At 71.6% G+C, this 19,138-nt stretch carries 15 protein-coding genes; 7 read left to right on the top strand and 8 right to left on the bottom strand.

From position 1 onward, the window contains the following. Window positions 1-2: 2 nt before the first annotated feature. Genes ACYQ8Q_RS39500 through ACYQ8Q_RS39475 form a run of 6 tightly spaced genes read right to left on the bottom strand, consistent with a single transcriptional unit; the run spans window position 3 to window position 8,891 of the window. Window positions 3-1,739, bottom strand: coding sequence for a B12-binding domain-containing radical SAM protein (locus tag ACYQ8Q_RS39500; RefSeq protein ID WP_460071565.1), 1,737 nt, complete (start codon window positions 1,737-1,739; stop codon window positions 3-5). 50 nt (window positions 1,740-1,789) lie between these two features. Beyond that, window positions 1,790-3,517, bottom strand: coding sequence for a B12-binding domain-containing radical SAM protein (locus ACYQ8Q_RS39495; RefSeq protein WP_460071563.1), 1,728 nt, complete (start codon window positions 3,515-3,517; stop codon window positions 1,790-1,792). Further along, window positions 3,510-5,195: a beta-ketoacyl synthase N-terminal-like domain-containing protein gene (locus ACYQ8Q_RS39490; RefSeq protein ID WP_460071561.1), complete on the bottom strand. Its 1,686-nt coding sequence runs from the start codon at window positions 5,193-5,195 to the stop codon at window positions 3,510-3,512. Before ACYQ8Q_RS39490 ends, ACYQ8Q_RS39495 begins: the two co-directional genes overlap by 8 nt. Next, the gene (locus ACYQ8Q_RS39485) at window positions 5,192-6,685 is read right to left on the bottom strand and encodes a glycosyltransferase family 2 protein (protein ID WP_460071559.1); all 1,494 of its coding nucleotides are present in this window, start codon (window positions 6,683-6,685) and stop codon (window positions 5,192-5,194) included. Before ACYQ8Q_RS39485 ends, ACYQ8Q_RS39490 begins: the two co-directional genes overlap by 4 nt. After that, a complete protein-coding gene (locus tag ACYQ8Q_RS39480) occupies window positions 6,682-6,957 on the bottom strand; it encodes an acyl carrier protein (RefSeq protein ID WP_359005096.1) in 276 nt (91 codons plus the stop codon). Before ACYQ8Q_RS39480 ends, ACYQ8Q_RS39485 begins: the two co-directional genes overlap by 4 nt. 32 nt (window positions 6,958-6,989) lie before the next feature. Further along, window positions 6,990-8,891, bottom strand: a complete 1,902-nt coding sequence (locus tag ACYQ8Q_RS39475; protein WP_460071557.1) for a KedN5 family methylcobalamin-dependent radical SAM C-methyltransferase — start codon at window positions 8,889-8,891, stop codon at window positions 6,990-6,992. A 486-nt stretch (window positions 8,892-9,377) separates the two neighbouring features. Here ACYQ8Q_RS39475 and ACYQ8Q_RS39470 point away from each other — a divergent pair, with 486 nt between their 5' ends. Genes ACYQ8Q_RS39470 through ACYQ8Q_RS39460 form a run of 3 tightly spaced genes read left to right on the top strand, consistent with a single transcriptional unit; the run spans window position 9,378 to window position 11,563 of the window. Then, window positions 9,378-10,349 (top strand): PIG-L deacetylase family protein, encoded by a 972-nt coding sequence (locus ACYQ8Q_RS39470; RefSeq protein WP_460071556.1) that lies wholly within the window; start codon window positions 9,378-9,380, stop codon window positions 10,347-10,349. Between the two features lie 51 nt (window positions 10,350-10,400). Beyond that, window positions 10,401-11,036: a winged helix-turn-helix domain-containing protein gene (locus tag ACYQ8Q_RS39465; RefSeq protein ID WP_460071554.1), complete on the top strand. Its 636-nt coding sequence runs from the start codon at window positions 10,401-10,403 to the stop codon at window positions 11,034-11,036. Beyond that, window positions 11,036-11,563: a hypothetical protein gene (locus ACYQ8Q_RS39460; protein WP_460071553.1), complete on the top strand. Its 528-nt coding sequence runs from the start codon at window positions 11,036-11,038 to the stop codon at window positions 11,561-11,563. The genes ACYQ8Q_RS39465 and ACYQ8Q_RS39460 overlap by 1 nt, the downstream gene beginning before the upstream one ends. A 326-nt stretch (window positions 11,564-11,889) precedes the next feature. Here ACYQ8Q_RS39460 and ACYQ8Q_RS39455 read toward each other — a convergent pair whose 3' ends face one another. Continuing rightward, the gene (locus ACYQ8Q_RS39455; protein ID WP_460071551.1) at window positions 11,890-12,969 is read right to left on the bottom strand and encodes a methyltransferase; all 1,080 of its coding nucleotides are present in this window, start codon (window positions 12,967-12,969) and stop codon (window positions 11,890-11,892) included. Next, a complete protein-coding gene (locus ACYQ8Q_RS39450; protein ID WP_460071549.1) occupies window positions 12,969-14,120 on the bottom strand; it encodes a radical SAM protein in 1,152 nt (383 codons plus the stop codon). Before ACYQ8Q_RS39450 ends, ACYQ8Q_RS39455 begins: the two co-directional genes overlap by 1 nt. Window positions 14,121-14,284: 164 nt before the next feature. On the opposite strand from ACYQ8Q_RS39450, the gene ACYQ8Q_RS39445 reads away from it, so the two are divergent. From ACYQ8Q_RS39445 to ACYQ8Q_RS39430, 4 genes are all read left to right on the top strand, one after another. Further along, entirely contained in the window at window positions 14,285-15,991 is a 1,707-nt protein-coding gene (locus ACYQ8Q_RS39445) for a carbamoyltransferase family protein (RefSeq protein WP_460071548.1), read from the top strand. Beyond that, entirely contained in the window at window positions 15,988-17,181 is a 1,194-nt protein-coding gene (locus ACYQ8Q_RS39440) for a DegT/DnrJ/EryC1/StrS family aminotransferase (protein ID WP_460071546.1), read from the top strand. The genes ACYQ8Q_RS39445 and ACYQ8Q_RS39440 overlap by 4 nt, the downstream gene beginning before the upstream one ends. Beyond that, on the top strand, window positions 17,178-17,666 hold the full coding sequence (locus ACYQ8Q_RS39435) for a glutathione peroxidase (RefSeq protein WP_460071544.1): 489 nt from the start codon (window positions 17,178-17,180) through the stop codon (window positions 17,664-17,666). Before ACYQ8Q_RS39440 ends, ACYQ8Q_RS39435 begins: the two co-directional genes overlap by 4 nt. Window positions 17,667-17,889: 223 nt before the next feature. Further along, window positions 17,890-19,134: an MFS transporter gene (locus ACYQ8Q_RS39430; protein ID WP_460071542.1), complete on the top strand. Its 1,245-nt coding sequence runs from the start codon at window positions 17,890-17,892 to the stop codon at window positions 19,132-19,134. Window positions 19,135-19,138: the final 4 nt, after the last annotated feature.

Below are 19,138 nucleotides of genomic sequence, written 5' to 3'. Positions count from 1 at the left end.
CCTCAGCCCCTCACCTGGGCCAGGGCGTGCTCGCCGCACGCCCGCGCCGTCTCGACGACGAAGTCCGGGAAGGCCAGACCGAGATGCTCGCGGTCGTACGCGACGATCATGGCGCGCAGTTCGGTCTCCAGCCGCTCGGCGAGCCCGGGCGGGTTCTCGTCGGCGAGCAGCAGCCCCGCGTTCAGGAAGGCCACGAGCAGCCCGGCGAGCCCCTGGTCCCAGTGGCGCAGCCGGCCCAGCAGGGGGCGCAGGGAGGCGGCGCCGGTGCCGCGCCGGGCGCGGACGGCGTCGGCGATGCTCTGGGCGAGGAAGGGGACCTCGTTCTCCTTGCGGTCGTTGATCTCGGAGGAGACCCTGCTCCAGGCCGTCCAGAGGTGCTCCACGCGCTCGTCCTCGACGCGGTAGTCGCGGCGGGCGTGCCGCAGCACCTCCCGGGCGGCGCCCTCCACGCCGGGGATGTCGGGCTCCTCGTACCGGGTGGCCTTGTCGTAGATCTCGGTGCCGCGCAGGGCGATGGCCCGGTTGATCAGGAAGAACGGGTTCTCGCTCTCGTGCACCCGGGCGGCGACGATGAACTTGAGGTTCTCCCAGAGCTCGTCGAGGGTCGTCCCCGGCTCGATCATGATCCAGCCGGGTTCCAGCTCGATGCGCTCCTCCTTGAACAGGCGGGCGGCGTCGAAGTTGTACTCGACCGTGGTGCCCTTGCGGAAGCGCTTCATCATGCCGGGCGAGCCGGTCTCCATGCCGAGCAGCGCCAGGTCCATGCCGGCCCGGCGCAGGGTGCGCAGCGCCTCCCGGTCGATGAGTCCGGTGTCGACCCGGAACTCGCAGTGGAAGTTGATCTTCAGATCGCGGCGCAGGACCTCCTCGGCGAAGCCGACGGCATGGCTGTAGCCGTCCTGGAAGGCGCCGCCGAAGTTGTCGTCGTTGAACCACAGGAACCGGGTGCCGAACTCCCGTTGCAGATACTCGATCTCGTCGACGGCGTCCTCCACCGGCCGCACCCGCCAGGGGCCGTCGACCACTCCGGGCTGCCGGGGGGCGTAGCAGAAGGTGCACTTGGCGTGGCAGCCACGACTGGTGTACGTCGACGCGCGGGGCGTGGGGATCCCGTTCTTGCGGTGGTGGACGAGCAGGTCGCGGGCGGGCCAGGGTTCGTTGGCCAGGTCGGGGAGTTTGGGCGGGCCGCTGCTGCGGACCCGCCCGTCCTGCCAGAACCACAACCCCGGCACCCCACGCCAGTCCCGCCCCGCCGCCAGACACTCCATCAACCCCTCGACCGTCAGCTCCCCCTCACCGAACGCCACACAGTCCGCCTCCGGGATCCGCTCCGCGATCAACTTCGCGTTGTACGTACAGAACGCCCCGCCGATCGCCACGAACACCGAAGGATCCGCCTCCCGCACACACCGCAACAACCGCACCGCGTCGACGATGTGCAGGTCGTACATGATGCTGATCCCGACGAACCGCGGCCGCTCCCGCCGGATCAGATCCGTGATCGCCTCATCACTCGGATTACGCCCGTGCAGATTCAACGCCCGCACCGCATACCCGCACGACCGCAGATGACCCGCGATGCACGCCACACCCAGGTTCTCCCGGACCCGCTTGTAGAACAGGCGCATCGCGGGGTCGAGGGACAGGTACTCCTCGTCGTTGATCATGACGTTCTGGTTGTTCAGGCTCGCGGCGCCGGTGGGGATCTCCCGGGGGGTCAGCAGGACCACATCCGCCATGGCCGGTCTCCTCTCTCCTGTCGATGTGCCCATCCCGAGAACCGGGCGCGTCACCCGGCCATGGCCTGCTCCCCGCACAGCCGCCTGGTCTCCGCCACGAACACCGGATAGGGATCGCCCAGGACCCTCCGGTCGTAGGCGTCGACCAGGGCGCGCAGTTCGGTCTCCAGCCGCTCGGCGAGCCGGGGCGGGTTCTCGTCGGCGAGCAGCAGCCCGAGGTTGAGGAAGGCGACCAGCAGCTCCGCGAGGCCGTCCGCCCAGCCGCGCAGCCGGCTCAGCAGCGGCCGCAGGCCCGGTTCGCCGCGCTTCCTGCGGGCCCGGGTGGCGTCCACGATGAGCTGGGCGACGAAGGGCAGCTCCTCCTTGCGGTCGGCGACCTCCGCACTGACCCTGCTCCAGGCCGCCCACACGTCCTCGACCCGCCGGTCCGGGATCCGGTACTCCCGGCGGGCCTCCAGCAGCACCGCCCGGGCCGGCCCCTCGACGTCCGGGAGCTCGGGCGGCACGGGGTCGGCGATCTTGTCGTACATCTCGGTGCCGCGCAGGGCGATGGCGCGGCTGACGAAGGAGAACGGGTTCTCGCTGACGGCGATGTCGGCGGCCACGATGAACGCGAGGTTCTCCCAGAGCTCGTCGAGGGTCGTACCCGGCTCGACCATGATCCAGCCGGGCTCCAGCTCGATGCCCTCCTGCCGGAACAGCCGGGCGGCGTCGAAGTTGTACTCGACCATGGTCCCCTTGCGGAATCGTTTGGCCATGCTCGGCGAACCGGTCTCCATGCCGAGCAGCGCGGAGGCCATGCCGGCCCGGCGCAGGGTGCGCAGCGCCTCCCGGTCGACGAGACCGGTGTCGACCCGGAACTCGCAGTGGAAGGAGATCCTCAGATCACGCCGGAGGATCTCCTCGGCGAAGCCGACGGCATGGCTGTAGCCGTCCTGGAAGGCGCCGCCGAAGTTGTCGTCGTTGAACCACAGGAACCGGGTGCCGAACTCCCGTTGCAGATACTCGATCTCGTCGACGACGTCGACCGGTGGGCGGACCCGCCAGGCGTTGCCCGCCGTGACCCCGGGCGCCCTCGGGACATAGCAGAAGGTGCACTTGGCGTGGCAGCCACGACTGGTGTACGTCGATGCCACCGGGGTGGGGATGCCGTTCCGTCGGTGGTGGACCAGGAGGTCACGGGCGGGCCACACCTCCTTCGCGAGGTCGGGGAGTTTGGGCGGGCCGCTGCTGCGGACCCGGCCGTCCTGCCAGAACCACAGCCCCGGCACACCCCGCCAGTCCCGCCCCGCCGCCAGACACTCCATCAATCCCTCGACCGTCAACTCCCCCTCGCCGAACGCCACACAGTCCGCCTCCGGAATACGCTCCGCGATCAACTTCGCGTTGTACGTACAGAACGCCCCGCCGATCGCCACGAACACCGAAGGATCCGCCTCCCGCACACACCGCAACAACCGCACCGCGTCGACGATGTGCAGGTCGTACATGATGCTGATCCCGACGAACCGCGGCCGCTCCCGCCGGATCAGATCCGTGATCGCCGCATCACTCGGATTGCGCCCGTGCAGATTCAACGCCCGCACCGCATACCCGCACGACCGCAGATGACCCGCGATGCACGCCACACCCAGGTTCTCCCGGACCTTCTCGTAGAAGAGGCGCATCGCGGGGTCCAGGCGGAGGTACTCGTCATCGTTGATCAGCACGTTCTGGTTGTTGACACTGGAGAACCCGGTGAGGATCTCGCGGGGTGTCATCAGCACCGCGTCAGCCATCCGTACTCCACTCCCCGCGCCCGGTCGTGTCGTCTGTCAGGAGCAGGGCGGCGTTGTTGCCGCCGAACCCGAAGTTGTTCACCAGCACCGAGCGCGTCCCGTCACCGGGCTCCGGATCGCGCAGCACCCGGACGTGCGTCGCGTCGAGGGGCTTGCGCAGTCCGGGTGTGCCCGGCAGGACCTGCTCGCGCAGCGCCCGGACCGCGGCGACGACGCCGGGGAACACCGAGGCGTGCAGCAGATGGCCTGCGGCGCCCTTGTACGAGCTGACCGGGACGCCCCGCCACTCGTGCTCGGCGCCGACCCGGTCCAGGGCCAGCAGTTCGGCCTCGTCGCCCTGGCGGGTGCCGGGGGCGTGGCCGTGGACGAGGTCGACGGTGGTGCGCCCGGCCATGGCGAGGGCCTCGCGCACACAGGCCGCGCCGATGTGCGCGTCGAGGCGGCTCACGCCCCGGCCCGCGACCCGGCAGGAGATCCCGGCGACCGTCGCCTGCGGGGTGTGTCCCCGGGCCGCGGCGCGCCCGGCGGTCTCCAGCACGATCGCCCCGGCGCCCTCCCCGACGGTGACTCCGGAGCGGTCCTCGTCGAAGGGGCGGGCGACGGTCGTGCTCGTGGCGCGCAGGGTGTCGAGGCACGCGTAGTCGTAGGTGTTGAGGGACGACACCCCGGTGACGACGGCCAGGTCGGCCAGCCCGCACAGCAGCCACTCGCGGGCCAGGGCCACACCGAAGGCGCCCGACGCGCAGGCGTGCGCCATCAGCACCGCGTTGCGTGCGGGGATGCCGAGGCCGTCGCCGTCCCAGTCGGGCTCCAGGGCGATCTCCTCGATCCGGGGCGCTCCGGCGACCTGCGGGAGGTGCGGGACCACACCGGCGAGGACCAGCAGGGTGCGGGGCGGCAGCTCGGCGACACCGGCCTCGCCCAGGGCCTCGGCGCGGGCGCGGTCCAGCAGCGCACGCCGTACCGGCTGCCCGGGCGCCGGCTCGACCGGGGTCTGGCAGACGGTCCGGCCGCGGAAGCGGGACGCGTCGAAGCGGGTCGGCTCGGTCAGGGCCCGGTTGCCGGCCAGCAGATTCCGCCAGAAGGCCTCGCCGCCCTCGCCGAAGGCGGTCACCAGGCCGGTGCCGGAGACGACCACCGAGGTGTCCTTCGTCCGTAGCGGGCCGGGGGCGGCGGCGGTCACGGGGACGGCCGTGACCCGGTAGCCGTCGCCGTGCGGATCGCGCAGGAGTTCACAGACGACCATCGCCCGGTGCAGGCCCGCCGCGACCGTGCCCCAGGCCCAGCGCCAGGCCTGGAAGGCCGCCGCGCGCGGGCTGATCAGCACATGGCCCCGCCCGTCCCAGTCGACGGCCGCGGCCAGTTCCTGGAGGAGCTGGGCCGGTTCCGGCGTCATGGCCTCGGTCGGCCGCAGTCTGCGCCCGCCGGCCTCCGCCTCCGCGCACCGGGTGACGTACCGGGAGGTGGCCGCGACGCAGTAGTCGGTGGCCGCCAGGACCACGGGTGCGGTGTCGCGCAGGGCGGCGGGGAGGCGGTCCAGCGCGGCGGCCAGCACGTCGACGAAGGCGGTGGTGAGGGAGGCGCGGGCGGGGAGGACGACGAGCTCCGGGCGGACGTCGTGCGGCGGGAACGGCACGGTACCCCCCACGATCACGGCACTCACCGTCGCCACGGTCATGACGCGACCGTCCCGGCGGACGGACTGCCGGTCGACGGAATCCCGACCGTCCGGATGCCGCCCACCGGACTCCCGACCGCCGGGACGGCAGCCGCCGGGCTGCCGGACAACGGGCTGCCGGGCGACGGGCTGCCGGGCGACAGGCTTTCGGGCGACGGGCTTTCGGGCGACGCACTGCCGACCGCCGAGCTACCGGCCGCCGGACTGCCGACCGCTCTGCCGGTCGACGGGCTACCGGCCACCAGGACAGCAGCCGCCGGACTACCGAGCAACGGGCTGGCGGTCAATGCGCTGCCGACCGCCGAGCTACCAGCCGCCGGACTGCCGACCGCCAGAGCTGCAGCCGACGGACTACCGAGCGACGGGCTGGCGGTCAACGTGCTGCCGACCACCGATCTACCGGCCGCCAGGCTGGCGGGCGAGGCGCTACCGGCCGCCAGGCTGCCGACCGCAGGACCACCGAACGACTGACTGCCGACCGCAGGACTGGCGGCCCCCGGACTACCGAACGACGGACTGCCGGCCGCAGGACTGGCGAACGGCAACCCGCCGGTCGTCGGTAAGCCGACCGGCGGGTTGGCGGTCGGTGGATTTACGGTCGGTGGGGTGAGGCGTTTGGCTAGTTCGGGGAGGGGGAGTTGGCCGGTGAGGTAGGTGCCCACGTCGGCCAGGCGGGGGGTGCCGTGCCGGGCGGCTACGCGTCGCCAGAAGCGGGGCAGGAGGTCGTCGGTGTCCCGGCGGGCGGTCGGGAGGTGGTACGAGACCGGGTCGAGGAGGTCGAAGCCGGCGCCCGAGGCCGCGAGCCGCAGCCCCAGTTCGAGGTCCTCGCCGCCCCACAGGTCGCCGTAGTGCTCGTCGAAGCCGCCCACCCGGTCGAAGAGCGTGCGCCGGACACTGGTGGCGGTGCCGATGCAGACGAGCCAGCGCAGCGCGGGGTGGCCCGGCGGGCGGATCACCTTGCGGGCGGTGCGCTCGATGAAGGAGCGGCGCGGCCCGAGGAGGGGGACGGCCGCATCGAGGCCGGGGAGCATCGCGGGCTCGATGCGGCGCCCCCGCGCGCCGACGAGGGCCGGCCGGAGCGAGTGCGGGTCCGGGGTCAGGGCGAACGCGGAGAGATCGGTGACGGCGCTGTGCAGCACGGCGGTCTCCGTGTGCGCGTGGGCCGCGAGGTGCGCCTCCAGCAGCCCGGGGCCGGCCAGGGTGTCGTCGTCGAGGAACAGCAGGAGCTCCCCACGGGCCTCCCGCGCCCCGGTGTTGCGGGCGTGGGCGGCGCCGCGCCCGCCCGTGTCGGCGGTGCGGACCGGCAGCCCCGGCGGGAGCGCCGACAGGACCTGGGCGACGGCGCCGGGGTGCGGGGCGTCGTCGACCAGGACGACCTCGAACCGCTCCCGGCCCAGGGTCTGCCGTCCCAGGGCCGTGAGCGTGAGCAGCAGACGCGTCGTCCGGTCACGGGTCGGCACGACCACACTGACCGCTATGTCACCGCTCACGTCAGGGAGGGGCTCTCGCCGGTCCTCTGGTCCAGGATGTAGGTGGCGAGGCCCTCGATGGAGAAGAGCGTCTCCTCCGTCAGGTCCTCGTCCTCGAACACGACGTCGAACTTCTCCTCGAGGATCAGCAGGTACTCCAGGGCGTCCAGGGAGCTGAACCCGTACTGGTCGACGAGGCTGGCGTCGCCCTCCCCCGGCGGCTGCCGGTGCTCGCCCTTGGTCATGCCCGCCGCTATCTCGTGGAGGTCCCGTATGAGCCCGGCGCGGTCCATCGTCAATGTCTCCCGTGAGGTGGGGTGCTGGGTCAGGCCTGGGTGAACTGCTGCTCCAGCTGCTGCTCCGTCAGCCCGCGGAAGCGGTCCATGCGGAAGTAGTGCTGGAGGTCACCGCCGAACTCGGTGCGGTAGTAGAAGTCCGCGGTGTGGCGCTCGGGTCGGGTGCTCACGCTCTCGCCGCGCCGCAGCGCGGCGATCAGCCGGGGAACGGGATGGGTGAACTCCGTGTCGCTGCGCAGGTACCAGCGTTCGCCGTGCCGGGTGACGACCGGGAGGTCCTCCTCGGGTCCCGAGCCGTCGGGCAGGGGGCGCACGGGCTGGCACATCAGGTCGTAGCGGAACACCTCGTCCAGGAGCGGCAGCAGTTCCTCGGACAGGTCGGGGCGCAGGGCCTCCTGCCACCACAGTCGCAGCAGCCGTTTGGTGAGCAGCCGCCAGACGTTGGGGTCGACGTTCTCGCTGGCGGAGCTCGTGGGCCGGGCCAGCGCGTGCAGCTCCCGGGCCTCGGGGTCCTCGCTCTTGTCGATCCAGTCGGAGAAGCTGAGGATGACGCGGGACTGGGGGACGCCGGCGAGTTCGCGCAGGGCGACCCAGATGTTGTGGAGCCACAGGCTGCGGGCCAGGACCCGGTTCCAGCAGATGAAGCGGAGCATGCGCTCGTTGTCCGCGAGGGTCATCGTGCGGTGGGCGAGCACATAGTCGAAGTCGTCCTGCTCGCCGCGCACGGTCACCATTCCGTGCTGTTCCTTCTTGTCGTGGTATTCGGTGTTCGGGAGCAGCATCAGCGGGTGGACGGCGATGAACGGGGTGTGCCGGGCAGCCCGGTCGTAGCCGTCGAGGAATGACGCGACGGTCTCGCCCGGCGCTCCCCAGATCAGTTCCAGATACGGGGTGATGCCATGGTCGGTGAGCCAGGCGACCAGGCTTTCCCAGTCGTTCAGCTTCATGTTCCGGCGGCGCATCAGGTCCAGCACGGAATCGTCCATGGTCTGGAGGGCCAGGATGAACGCGCTGTGCATCCCGGACTGCTTCATCTTTTCCATGATGCGGTAGAAACCGGGCGACTTGTTCTTGGCCCAGGAGGTTTCCAGCCGCCTCGGGAAGCCGTATTTACGGCGCACCCGGAGAAGATCGTCGAGGAATTCCTCGTCCTGCCGCAGGAGTCCGAAATTGGAGTCGGCGAGCATGAGGATTTCCGCACCGCGCCGGCCGAGTACGTCCAGTTCCGCGCGCAGCCGTTCCCGGGAGAACGCCCGCATCTTCTGTCCGGTGGCGCCTCCCCAATAACAGAAGGCGCACTTGTACGGGCAGCCGCGGTTGGTCTCCATGAGGGCGTAGTCGTAGAGGAAGCGGCCTTGCCGGTCGACGAGCGGGACCGCTCCGGTGAGGATCGGCGAGGGCAGGATCTCCAGGTCCTGGATGCGTTCGCGCTCGGGAGTGGTGACGAGGTCTCCCCCGGCCTCCTGGAAGGAGATGCCGGCGATCTCGTGGAGTCCGTCGCGGCCGGCGCCGTCCAGGTAGCCGTTCATCAGGTCCCGGAAGACCAGCTCCCCCTCGCCGTTCACCACCACGTCGACCTGCGGGAACGTCCGGAAGACCCGCTCTCCCCGGTGGGCGACGTGGTTGCCGCCGAAGACGACCCAGCCGTTCGGGTTGAGCTGTTTGAAGGTCTCGGCGAGGGCGCCGAAGGCGCGGAAGTTCCAGCCGAGGACGGAGAAGCAGAGGATGTCGGGGCAGCCGTCCCGTACGAGATCGCGGGCCATGGCGTTGAGACCGGCGTCGCCGGGGTAGTTCCTCAGGGAGATGTCCATGCGCCGTCGAATGCGTTCGTCGGCCTCGGCGTAGGCCTTCAGGTAGCCGATCGCCAGCGGCATGGAGACCGCCGAATTACCCCATACTCCTTGCTGAACCAGTAGTACACGCGTCGCCATTCCCTGCCTCGTCCTCTAATCGATCCGACAGGCCAAATCGCCCTTCGAGGCTACAGGAGAAGATCCCCGGTGCAATGGGGCCGCGGCAACCCGGCCGAAGTCATGGCCAGTCGTTCCGCCCCTGTTCGGCCAGGCCGGGCGCCTTGCCGAAGGCCATCGGCGGCGCGTGCTGCGGCAACACACAACGCCTCCCGGTGCAGGGTGGTTGACGTGGGAAATCAGTGAGTGACACACACGGTTCCCGCAACATCGGGCGCCGAGTGCGGGACGCCGGCTGATCAGGTCTCCGAGGCGGAATGAATGACCGGAAACCTATCGCCCCGCGTCCCGTCGAAAAAATGATCAGAGCAACGCGGCGGAATACTTTCGGCCACCGGTCCCCTGTTTTCTGCCGCTCTGGAACGCGCTCTGTGCGGGCGTGGAGGTGATCGGTATGCTCCCGCCTTATTACGGCTGTCATTCCTCACCGCCCGGGCTCGGAGATACATGACAGAGATTCCTGACACCTGGTGCCCGATCACTCTGCCGCATGTCGAGACGGTCGACGGCCGGCTGTGTTTCCTGGGGCACGAGGTGGACGCCGACGCCGCGCTGCTCTCCCGCTGCGACGGCGGACGCCCCCTCGCGGCCTTCACCCCGGCGGAGCGCGAACGCCTCGCGCGCTGGCGACGGCTCGGACTGCTGCTCATGGCTCCTGCGGCCGCACCCGCGGATCCCCTGGCGCCGGTCGTCGTGTCCCCGCACCCGGACGACGCCGCGCTGGCGCTGGGCGGCACGGTGGCCCGGCGCGGCGGCCGGTTCCTCGACGTGTTCAGCGTGGAGACCTGGACCAAGGACCCGTACTACGCCGTACGCCCGGAGCTGACCCGGCGTCTGCTGCTCGCCGAGGAGAGGGTCGCCGCCCGGGTGCTGGGCGCCCGGGTGGAGCTGCTCGGCTTCGTCGACGCCGCCGACCGGGAGCTGCGACGGGAGGCGTTCTTCACCGACCCGGCCTGGTCCGACGGCTTCGCGCGCGAGGAGCCGGAGCTGTTCGACGCGGTCACCGCGCGGCTGGCCACGGCGCTCGCGGGCGCCGGCCTGGTGTGCGCGCCGCTCGGCGTCGGCGGTCATGTCGACCACCTCGCCTGCCGGGAGGCGGTGCTGGCGCTGGCGCGCGGCGGGCGGCTCGGCGGGGCGCGGCTCGTCTTCTACGAGGACCAGCCGTACGCGCTGTTCTCCTCGGCGGAGGAGACCGCACGCAAGCTGGGCGCCCGGCTGGCCGAGGCGGGGCTCGGGGAGCTGCACCCCGAGCTGTGGCCGGTGGACGGGACGGCTGCGCTCACCAAGTCCGAGGCGCTGGGCGCCTATCGCATCCAGGTGCGCCGGGGCATCGTCCGGCGGATCGACCGGCACGGCATCCGCCTGGCGGAGGGCTCGCACGGGCCGGCCGCCGAGCGGATCTGGCGGCTGCGCGGCTGACCGGCCCGCGGCTGACCGGCCCTCCCCAGAGAACTCCGTGAAGGGTTTCCCATGTATGCACTGGCTCAGTCCCTGGCCCCGGCGGACCTGGAGGTCCTCGCGGACGCCTGCGCCGAGGTGGGTCTCACCCTGGCGGTGACCGATCCGGAGGAGGGCCACGCGGTGCCGCCGGGCGCCCAGTTGGTCGCCTTCCACCGGGTCGCCGCCGCCGGTCCCGACGACCTCCCGGTGGAGGAGCTGAAACGCAGGGGTGGTTACGCGGTCGCCGTCCTGGACCGCATATCCGCGACCGAGGTCCTCGCGGCGGTCTCGAGCGGGTACAGCTTCACACTGGCCAGCCCGTTGCGGCGGGAACGGCTGGTGGAGACCCTCGGCTATCTCAGGAACGTCACACCTCCCGAGAACACCCAGGTGCTCACCCTGGACGGCAGGGGCACGCTCAGCTCCCCCGCGAAGTCGGCGCCGGTGACCGACGCGGAGGCGGGGCTGCTGCGGCTGCTGGCCGGGCGGCCGGGCCAGATCGTCTCGCGCGAGGAACTCGGCCGGGCGACCGGCGGGGAGGACGTGAACAAGGTGACCTCCGTACTGAAGCAGAAGTTCCTGGACATCGACTCCGGGGCGAAGCTCCTGAAGATCCCCCACCTGGGCTTCCGCCTGGTGGGCACGGTCCGCGAGGACGCGTCCTGATGCGCGTCGTGGTGATCACGGGGGCGCCCGGGGTCGGCAAGACGAGGCTGGGGCATCAGCTGGTGACGCGGTACGGCGTCCCGGCCGCGGCGATGGACTGCGACCCCGTCGTCCATCCCTGGGACGGGGGCGAGGAGTTGTACGACCTGATGGCGGCGAGCCTGCGCGCCGCCCTGCCGGTGTACCGGGCGTGGGGGGCGCGGGTGGTGGTGGTCACCGGGGTGGTCCTCGCGGGCCGGGCCTACGAGCGCTTCCACCGGGTGTTCGGGGAGCTCGGGGCGGACCCGGTCTACTACGGGCTGCGGGCCGACGCGGACGCGCTCGCCGCCCGTATCGAGGGCGACGCGGGCGGGAAACTGTTCGTCGAGGGCCGGCTGGCGGAACGGCATCTGGACGGGGAGGTGCCCGACGTCCCCGGCATCCGCCTGGTCGACACCAGCCGCCTGACGCTGCTGGAGGCGACGGACGCGGTCGCCGCCCTGGAACGCGCCGACCTGGGACCGCGATGGCTCGGCCCGGCGGCCTGACCACCCGGGGCCGGCCGAGCACGCCCCGGCCTTCCCGGCCCGGGCACCGACATCCCCCGCCCGATCCCCACCGCCCCCCAGCCGACCGCCGACACCCCGCGCCGGAAAACAAGGGCAGCCCCCCGACCGACGACGCCCCCGAGACCGACCCAACCGGCCCGCACGGCACCACTCACCCCCACCCCTCGACCACCCGACGGCACCTCCCGACCGGCCCGGCCCGGCACCGGCACCGCCCAACCGGCCACCGGTGCCTTTCGGCCCGGCGCCGGAGCCGCCAGTGGTCTCCGGTCGGCCCCGGGGCCGCGGCGGCGGCTCGGTCCGGGTCAGCGGAAGCGGCCCACTTCCAGGCCCTCGCCGGTGCGGCGGGCCGAGAGGACGAAGCCGTAGTAGTGGGTGGCGCCGATGCTGGTGACATAGGCCCGGACCTCGTCGCCGAGGGGGCCGGTGAGCTGCTGCTGGGCGTCGCGCGGGGCGAAGGCCGGCCAGCGCGGGGGTGTGGAGGGGCGCAGCAGGAGCCGGCCGGAGAGGTTCAGCCGGCGCAGTTCGGCCTCGAGCTCGCGGACGAAGAAAGGGCCGTGTTCGTCGCCGTAGGCCGCCGCCTGGAGCAGTGCCTCACCGCCGTCGGTGAGGAGCCGGGGCACCTGGCGCAGGAGTTCCCGGAAGAACTCGAGGCCGTCCAGGCCGGCTTCGCCGGCGAGCCAGCCGAGCGAGCCGCGGCGCAGGGGCAGACAGGGCGGGTTGGAGACGACGAGGTCGAACCGGGAGCCGAGGGAGAGGGACATGATGTCGGCCTCGGTGGCGGTCAGCCGGCCGGCCAGTCCGTTGAGGTGGGCGTTGAGGGTCGTGGCCGCGGTGCACTCCGGGTTGACGTCGACCGACAGGACCTCGGCGCCGCCCCGGGCGGCGGAGAGACCGAGGATGCCGGTGCCGCAGCCGAGGTCCAGGGCCGAGCGGACCCCGCCGCGCGCAGCGACGAGCCGGGAGAGGGTCATCGAGTCGGTGCCGATCCAGGGCGCGTACGACCCGGTGTCGCGCCCCGCCGCCCGCCAGGCGGCCAGCAGCACCAGTCCGTCCCCGCGGACCAGGCAGTAGTCGGCCGACAGTTTCCCGGCGTCCTCGCCGAGCACCCGGGCCCGCAGCAGCAGATCGAGCAGCGGCCCGGGGATCTCCGCGCGGGCCTCGGACTCGGCGACCTGGTCGCCGAAGACGAACAGGGAGGACAGCACCGACTCGGCGGACAGGCTGGTGGAGATCGCCGCGAGGCTCTCGGTGTCCCGCCAGGGCGCCAGTTGACCGAGCCAGTCCCCGGCGAGGGTGAGCAGATCGTGCTGCGGAAGGGTGCGAAGCCGCTGCGGTCCGGCCGCCGCGATCTCGTCGGCGGACATCCCGTCCAGGGAAATCATCACGTCTCCTCACGGCCCCCAGGGGCCGGCTCGAAAACCGGTGCGAACGCCGATTTCAGCTCCCGCAGCCGCTCCAAGGCGCGTGGTCCGGCGTACGGGGCGCAGCGCGCGATTTCCTCCTCGGTGATTCCGCCGAAGAGATAGAGATTGACCACGTCGATCGGCCCGGTGCAGCTCTTGCAGTACGGAAAACGGGGCCGGGGCTGCATGAACATGTCGTAGTGCTGATGTTTTCCGAACTGCTCGGGTATGAGGTCGGGATTCTCCTTGATGTTTCCCATGGGTTTGAGCCAGGCGTACGGGCAGCAGGAGACGTCTCCCTGGCCGAAAAGCTGGACCATGGTGGCCGTTGCGTAACAGCGCAGGGTGCGGACGCCGGTGCGCAGTTGATTCCCGATGTGTTCCACGAACGCGCGCGGCGGAAGGACCGCGGACAGTTCGTCGTAGCGTTCCAGCAACGGCGCGAAATGGTCGCCGAGCGGCGGTGCGTGCGTGGTCCTGGTCTCCCCGCGCACGGGAAAGAAGTAGAGCATCACCCCGCGCCCGTAACGCTCCGCCAGGAACTCGGCGAACGCGGCCTGCCCGGTGGCGTTCAGATCGGTGAGGACCGACTGGATCTCGATGGGGATGCCGAGTTCCACGGCGTGGTCCAGGTGCCGCATGATGACGTCGAAGAGCCGGTGCTGCTTGGGCGGCAGCCGATGGCCGTTCATCTCCAGCGTGTGCCCGTCGAGGGACAGGCAGAGCTGGACGTTGCCCAGCTCGGCGAGGGCCTGGAGCCGATGCGGCGTCAGGAAGGCGCCGTTGGTGATGACCTGCACGACCTCGTACTTCTCGCTGCACTCCGCGACGAACTCGGTGGAGCCCTTCAGCCAGAAGAACTCGCCGCCGCTCAGCCGCATGATCGGGCTGTCGACATGCCGGTGATAGGTGTCGAGGATCTCGTGCCAGTCGGCGCGCCGGTCGGTGGTCAGCCGCAGTCTCGCGTCCGGTACCTGCATGAGGAGATTGAAGTCCTCGGTGAGGCAGTAGGAACACCTCATCTGGCACAGCTGCTCCTCTATCACCATGTCATTCATGAGGAGCTTGAGACGGTTTTGGCCGTCGCGATGCGCGAACATCGTCTCGCGATAATCACGTTTCAGGGCCATGGCGCGAGTCTAGGTTCGCCGTGAAGAGAGGGTCAACGATCGCGCCCCGATCCTTCCGGAGTATGGCTCATATGCGTCTGACGGCGGGCCGGTTGGCACGGGGTAGCGTTATGCCGACGTACTCGCCAAATCAGTGTGCCTGAACTGACAGTAAGGACGGCAGTATGCTCGCTCTGGGACTGGGCGGTTCCAACCACGACTTCTCGGCCTGCCTCGTCGAGAACGGTGAGATCGCCGTCGGTATTGAAGAGGAACGGCTGACGCGGCGCAAATACGCGGTCAATGTGAATTCTCTGGCGAACCAGTGCTGGCGTTACTGTCTGACCACGCGCGGGGTCCGGCTCGGCCAGGTGGAGGCGATCGTCGCCGACGACACTCTGCTGCCGAGCTGCTACTTCCCCTTCCGCAGCCGTACGACGCTGATCCGGCATCATCTGGCGCACGCCGCCAGCGCCTTCCATCCCTCGCCCTTCCCGGAGGCCGCGATCCTGGTGGTCGACGGGGCGGGCAGCCTGTTCGACGGACAGGGCGTGGAGACGCTGACGATGTCGGTGGGCAGCGGCACGGAGATCACCGAGATCTCCAAGGTGTTCGGCACCAACTGGAGCACCGACGGGCTGCGCGACACGCGGGTCTACCAGGCCGGCGACAGCGACCACTCGCTGGGCTTCCTGTACAAGGCGGTCAGCAGGGCCATCGGCTTCACGCTCTACGAGGAGGGCCGCTGGTACCTGACCGAGGACGGCAAGACCATGGGCCTCGCGCCCTACGGCACCGACCGCTGGCGCGGCGAGTTCCACCGTCGTCTCGACCTGCTGCCGGAGGGCCGGTACACCCTGCATCTGAAGGACGGCGGGCTGCTGGACTTCGTCGAGCACGCGCTGGACGGGTTGGAGGGCGACGAGCGGTTCGCCCGGGGCGCCGATCTCGCCTGGGCGGCGCAGGACCTGCTGGAGACCGCCGTCCTGCACGCCGCGCGCTGGCTGCACCGGGAGACGGGGCTGACCCGGCTGTGTCTGGCGGGCGGGGTCGCCCTCAACTCGGTGGCGAACGGCAAGATCCTGCGGGACACCCCGTTCACCGAGATCCACGCCCAGCCCGCCGCGGGCGACAACGGCTGCGCGGTGGGCTGCGCCTACTACGGCCACCATGTCCTCGGCGGGCATCCCCGCCCCCGGGTGCCGAAGGCCCGCGGGGCGGCGCCGCGCCCGCAGACCCACACCTACCTGGGCCGTTCGTACGGCACCGAGGAGATCCGGGCGGCGCTGGACGCCTCGGGCCTGCCCCACCGGCGGGTGGCGCGGCCGGCCCGGCTCGCGGCCGAGCTCCTGCCGCGGGGCGCGCTCATCGGCTGGTTCACCGGAGGCTCCGAGTTCGGACCGCGGGCCCTCGGCCACCGCAGCATCCTGGCCGATCCGCGCCGTGCGGAGATGAAGGACATCCTCAACAGCAAGGTCAAGCACCGGGAGGCGTTCCGGCCGTTCGCCCCCGCCGTGCTCGCCGAGCGGGCCGCCGACTACTTCGAGCTCGACATCGAGTCGCCGTACATGCTGATCGTCGCGCCGGTCCGGGAGGACAGGCGGCGGGAGATACCGGCCGTCACCCATGTCGACGGAACGGCCAGGGTGCAGACGGTCACCCCGGAGGCGAACGGCTCCTTCCATGAACTGGTGGCCCGGTTCGGGGAGATCACCTCGGTGCCCGTCGTGCTCAACACCTCCTTCAACGACCGCGGGGAGCCGATCGTGGAGACCCCCGGGCAGGCGCTCGCGTTCTTCGGGCCGAGCCAGCTCGACTATCTCTTCCTGGAGGACTTCCTGGTCGCCCACAGCGTCACGGACCTGGACGCGGTGACCGAGGAGGCCGGGTGAGCGACGGGCCCGGGATGCGGTACGGGACCTGGCGGGCGCTCGCGCTGTGGGGGGAGGAAGAGGAGGCCGCCGCCCTGGAGGTGATCCGGTCCCGGTCCCCGTTCCGCTACTACGGGCCGGATCTCGCGCATCGCACCGACGCGTTCGAGACCGCGTTCTCCGAGGTGGCGGGGGTCGCGCACACGGTCGCGGTGTCCTCCGGCACCGCCGCGCTCACCGCAGCGCTGATCGGTCTCGGGATCCCGTCGGGCGCCGAGGTGATCGTGCCCGCCGTGACCTTCGTCGCCAGTGTGGGCGCGGTGGTCGGCGCGCGGGGCGTGCCCGTCTTCGCCGAGGTCGACGACTCGCTGACCCTGGACCCGGCGCGGCTGGAGGAGCGGATCACCGGGCGGACCTGGGGGGTGATGCCGGTCCATCTGAACAACGCGGCCGCCGACATGGATCCGATCATGGAGGTCGCGCGCCGGCACGGGCTGCGGGTGGTCGAGGACGCCGCGCAGGCCGCCGGGGTCCGCTACCGGGGCCGGCCGGTCGGCGGTCTCGGCGACGCGGGCGCCTTCAGTTTCCAGCTCGACAAGAACATCACCGCGGGCGAGGGCGGCGCGGTCACCACGTCCGACGCCGACGTCCACGACCGGGTGGCCCGCTACCAGGACCAGGGCGGCCAGTTCACCACCGCCAAGGGCGCGACGCGCGGCACCGCCGACGCCCCGCCGTTCATCGGCACCAATCTGCGCATGACCGAACTGACCGCGGCCGTGCTCGGCGCCCAGCTGCCCCGGCTGCTCCCGATGTGCGGGCGGCTGCGGGACGTGGCGCGCCGGGTGCGGGCCGGGACCGCCGATCTGCCGGTGCGCTGGCGCAGACTCCCCGACGAGGAGGGCTCGGCCGGCGATCTCACCCTGTTCGTCGGCTCGCGCCTGGAGGCCCGCGGTGTCATCGCCGACCTCGATGCCGCCGGGATCCCGGCGCACACGCTGTACCAGGGCCAGCCGGTCACGGCCAACCGGGCGGTGCGCGAAGGACGCACGCCCTGGGGCGTGGAGTGGGAACGGCCGCCGCGCCTGCGGACCAGCGAGGCGCTGCTCGGCCGCTCGGTGACCATCGCGCTGGGCGCGGCCATGACCGACGACGACGTGGACGCCGTGGTCGCCGCCGTCCGCAAGGCCTGCCAGGGGACACCGACATGAGCCTGTACGACATCCCCGTGCGCACCCTCGCCGGGGAACCCGGCGATCTGAGCCCCTACCGGGGGACGGCCCTGCTCGTGGTGAACGTGGCCTCGCGGTGCGGGCGCACCCCGCAGTACGCGGCGCTGGAGCAGCTGCACCGGCGTTACGGCCCGCGCGGCTTCGCCGTCCTCGGCTTCCCCTGCAACCAGTTCGGTCAGCAGGAACCGGGCACCGCCGAGGAGATCCGGGAGTTCTGCTCGACCGTCTACGACGTCACCTTCCCCCTCTTCGAGAAGGTGGACGTCAACGGCGTACGGCGGCATCCGCTCTACGCGCTGCTCACCGCCGCGCCCGACGAGCGCGGGGTGGCCGGGGACGTCGAGTGGAACTTCGAGAAGTTCCTGGTGTCGCCCGAGGGCGCGGTGGCGCACCGGATCCGCTCCCGGGTGAAGCCGGACACCCCCGGGGTCACCGGGCGGATCGAGGCCCTGCTGCCCGCCTGAGCGGCGGCGTACGGCGGACGCTCATCCATGGTGTGGATGAGCCGGATACGGGATTCGGATCACGCGGAGGATGGCGGCCGGGGCGGGCGACCGCCCATAGTCGTCGCTACCGCACGCCGCTGTCCGGACCAGCCGCCGGTGTGCGGCCGTCCGCAGCATGCCGTGCTTCCCGGCACCCCCGTCCCCGGCATGCCCGCTCCCGTACACCGTTCCTGGAGTCGCCATGCCCGGTTCCGCCCCGCCGCCGTCCCCCGCCGCGGTCGACGACACCGTCCCCTCCCCCGTCGCCGTCTCGGGCCCGGCCCATCTGCTGCGGGTGACCCTGCTGATGGCGGGCAGCTGTCTGCCGATCCTCGGGGCGGTGCTGATCGCCCCGGTGCTGCCGAAGATGCAGGACCACTTCGCCTCGGTCCCGGGGGCGAAGGCGCTGGTGCCGCTGGCGCTGACGGTGCCGGCGCTGGCACTGGCGCTGCTGGCGCCGTTCGCCGGGGTGATCGTGGACCGGCTGGGCCGCAAACGGCTGCTGGTCGTGGCGACCGTCCTGTACGCCGCGTTCGGCACGGCCCCGCTCTGGCTGGACTCGCTCGGCGGCATCATCGCCAGCCGCGCCCTGGTCGGGGTCACCGAGGCCGCCATCATGACCTGCTGCACGACCCTGATCGGCGACTACTACACCGGCCGGCGGCGGGTGAGGTACCTCGCGCTGCAGACCATGTGCGCCTCCGCCTCGGCCACCGTGTTCTTCGTGCTGGGCGGGGCCGCCGGATCGGCGGGCTGGCGGGTGCCGTTCTGGGTGTACGCCGTCAGCCTGGTCCTCGCCCCGCTGATGGCCTCCGCCCTGCCCGGCGGAACGGCGCGTGCGGAGACCGGTGAGGATGCGGAGGCCCCGGCCGGGAGCGGGGAACCGGCTCATGCCTTCCCCTGGCGGCGGCTGGCGGGTGTCTGCACGCTCACGTTCTTCGGCGCGATGGTCTTCTACACCGTCCCGGTGGAGATGTCGTACCTGCTCGACGACCTCGGGGTGGCGAACTCCGGGCTGATCGGGCTGGCCACCGCGGTCGCGAGCGCCGCCACGGTGGGCGGGGCGGTCGCCTTCGCCCGGCTGAAGCGCTCCCCCGAGCCGATGCTGCCTGCCGTGTTCGCGGTCTGCGCGGCCGGCTTCGGCGTGATGTTCCTCGCCGGGAGCGCCCCGGTGCTGGTCGTCGGCGCGGTGGTCAACTGCGTGGGCACCGGCATGCTGCTGCCCGCCCTGCTCACCAGCGCCATGTCCCGGCTGGCCTTCGCCGACCGGGGCCGTGGCACCGGGCTGTGGACGGCGGCGTTCTTCGGCGGCGAGTTCGTCTGCCCGCTGGTCCTGCTGGCGGCGCAGTCGGCGGTGGGAAGCCTGGCGGGAGCGGTGGGCGTACTGGGCCTGGCAGCGGCCCTGGTAGCAGCAACACTCCAACTGACCCAGGGGCGAACCCCCTAGGGGC

It is taken from the genome of Streptomyces sp. YKOK-I1 (genome assembly GCF_054660435.1).
This window is presented reverse-complemented; position numbering and strand designations above follow the sequence as displayed.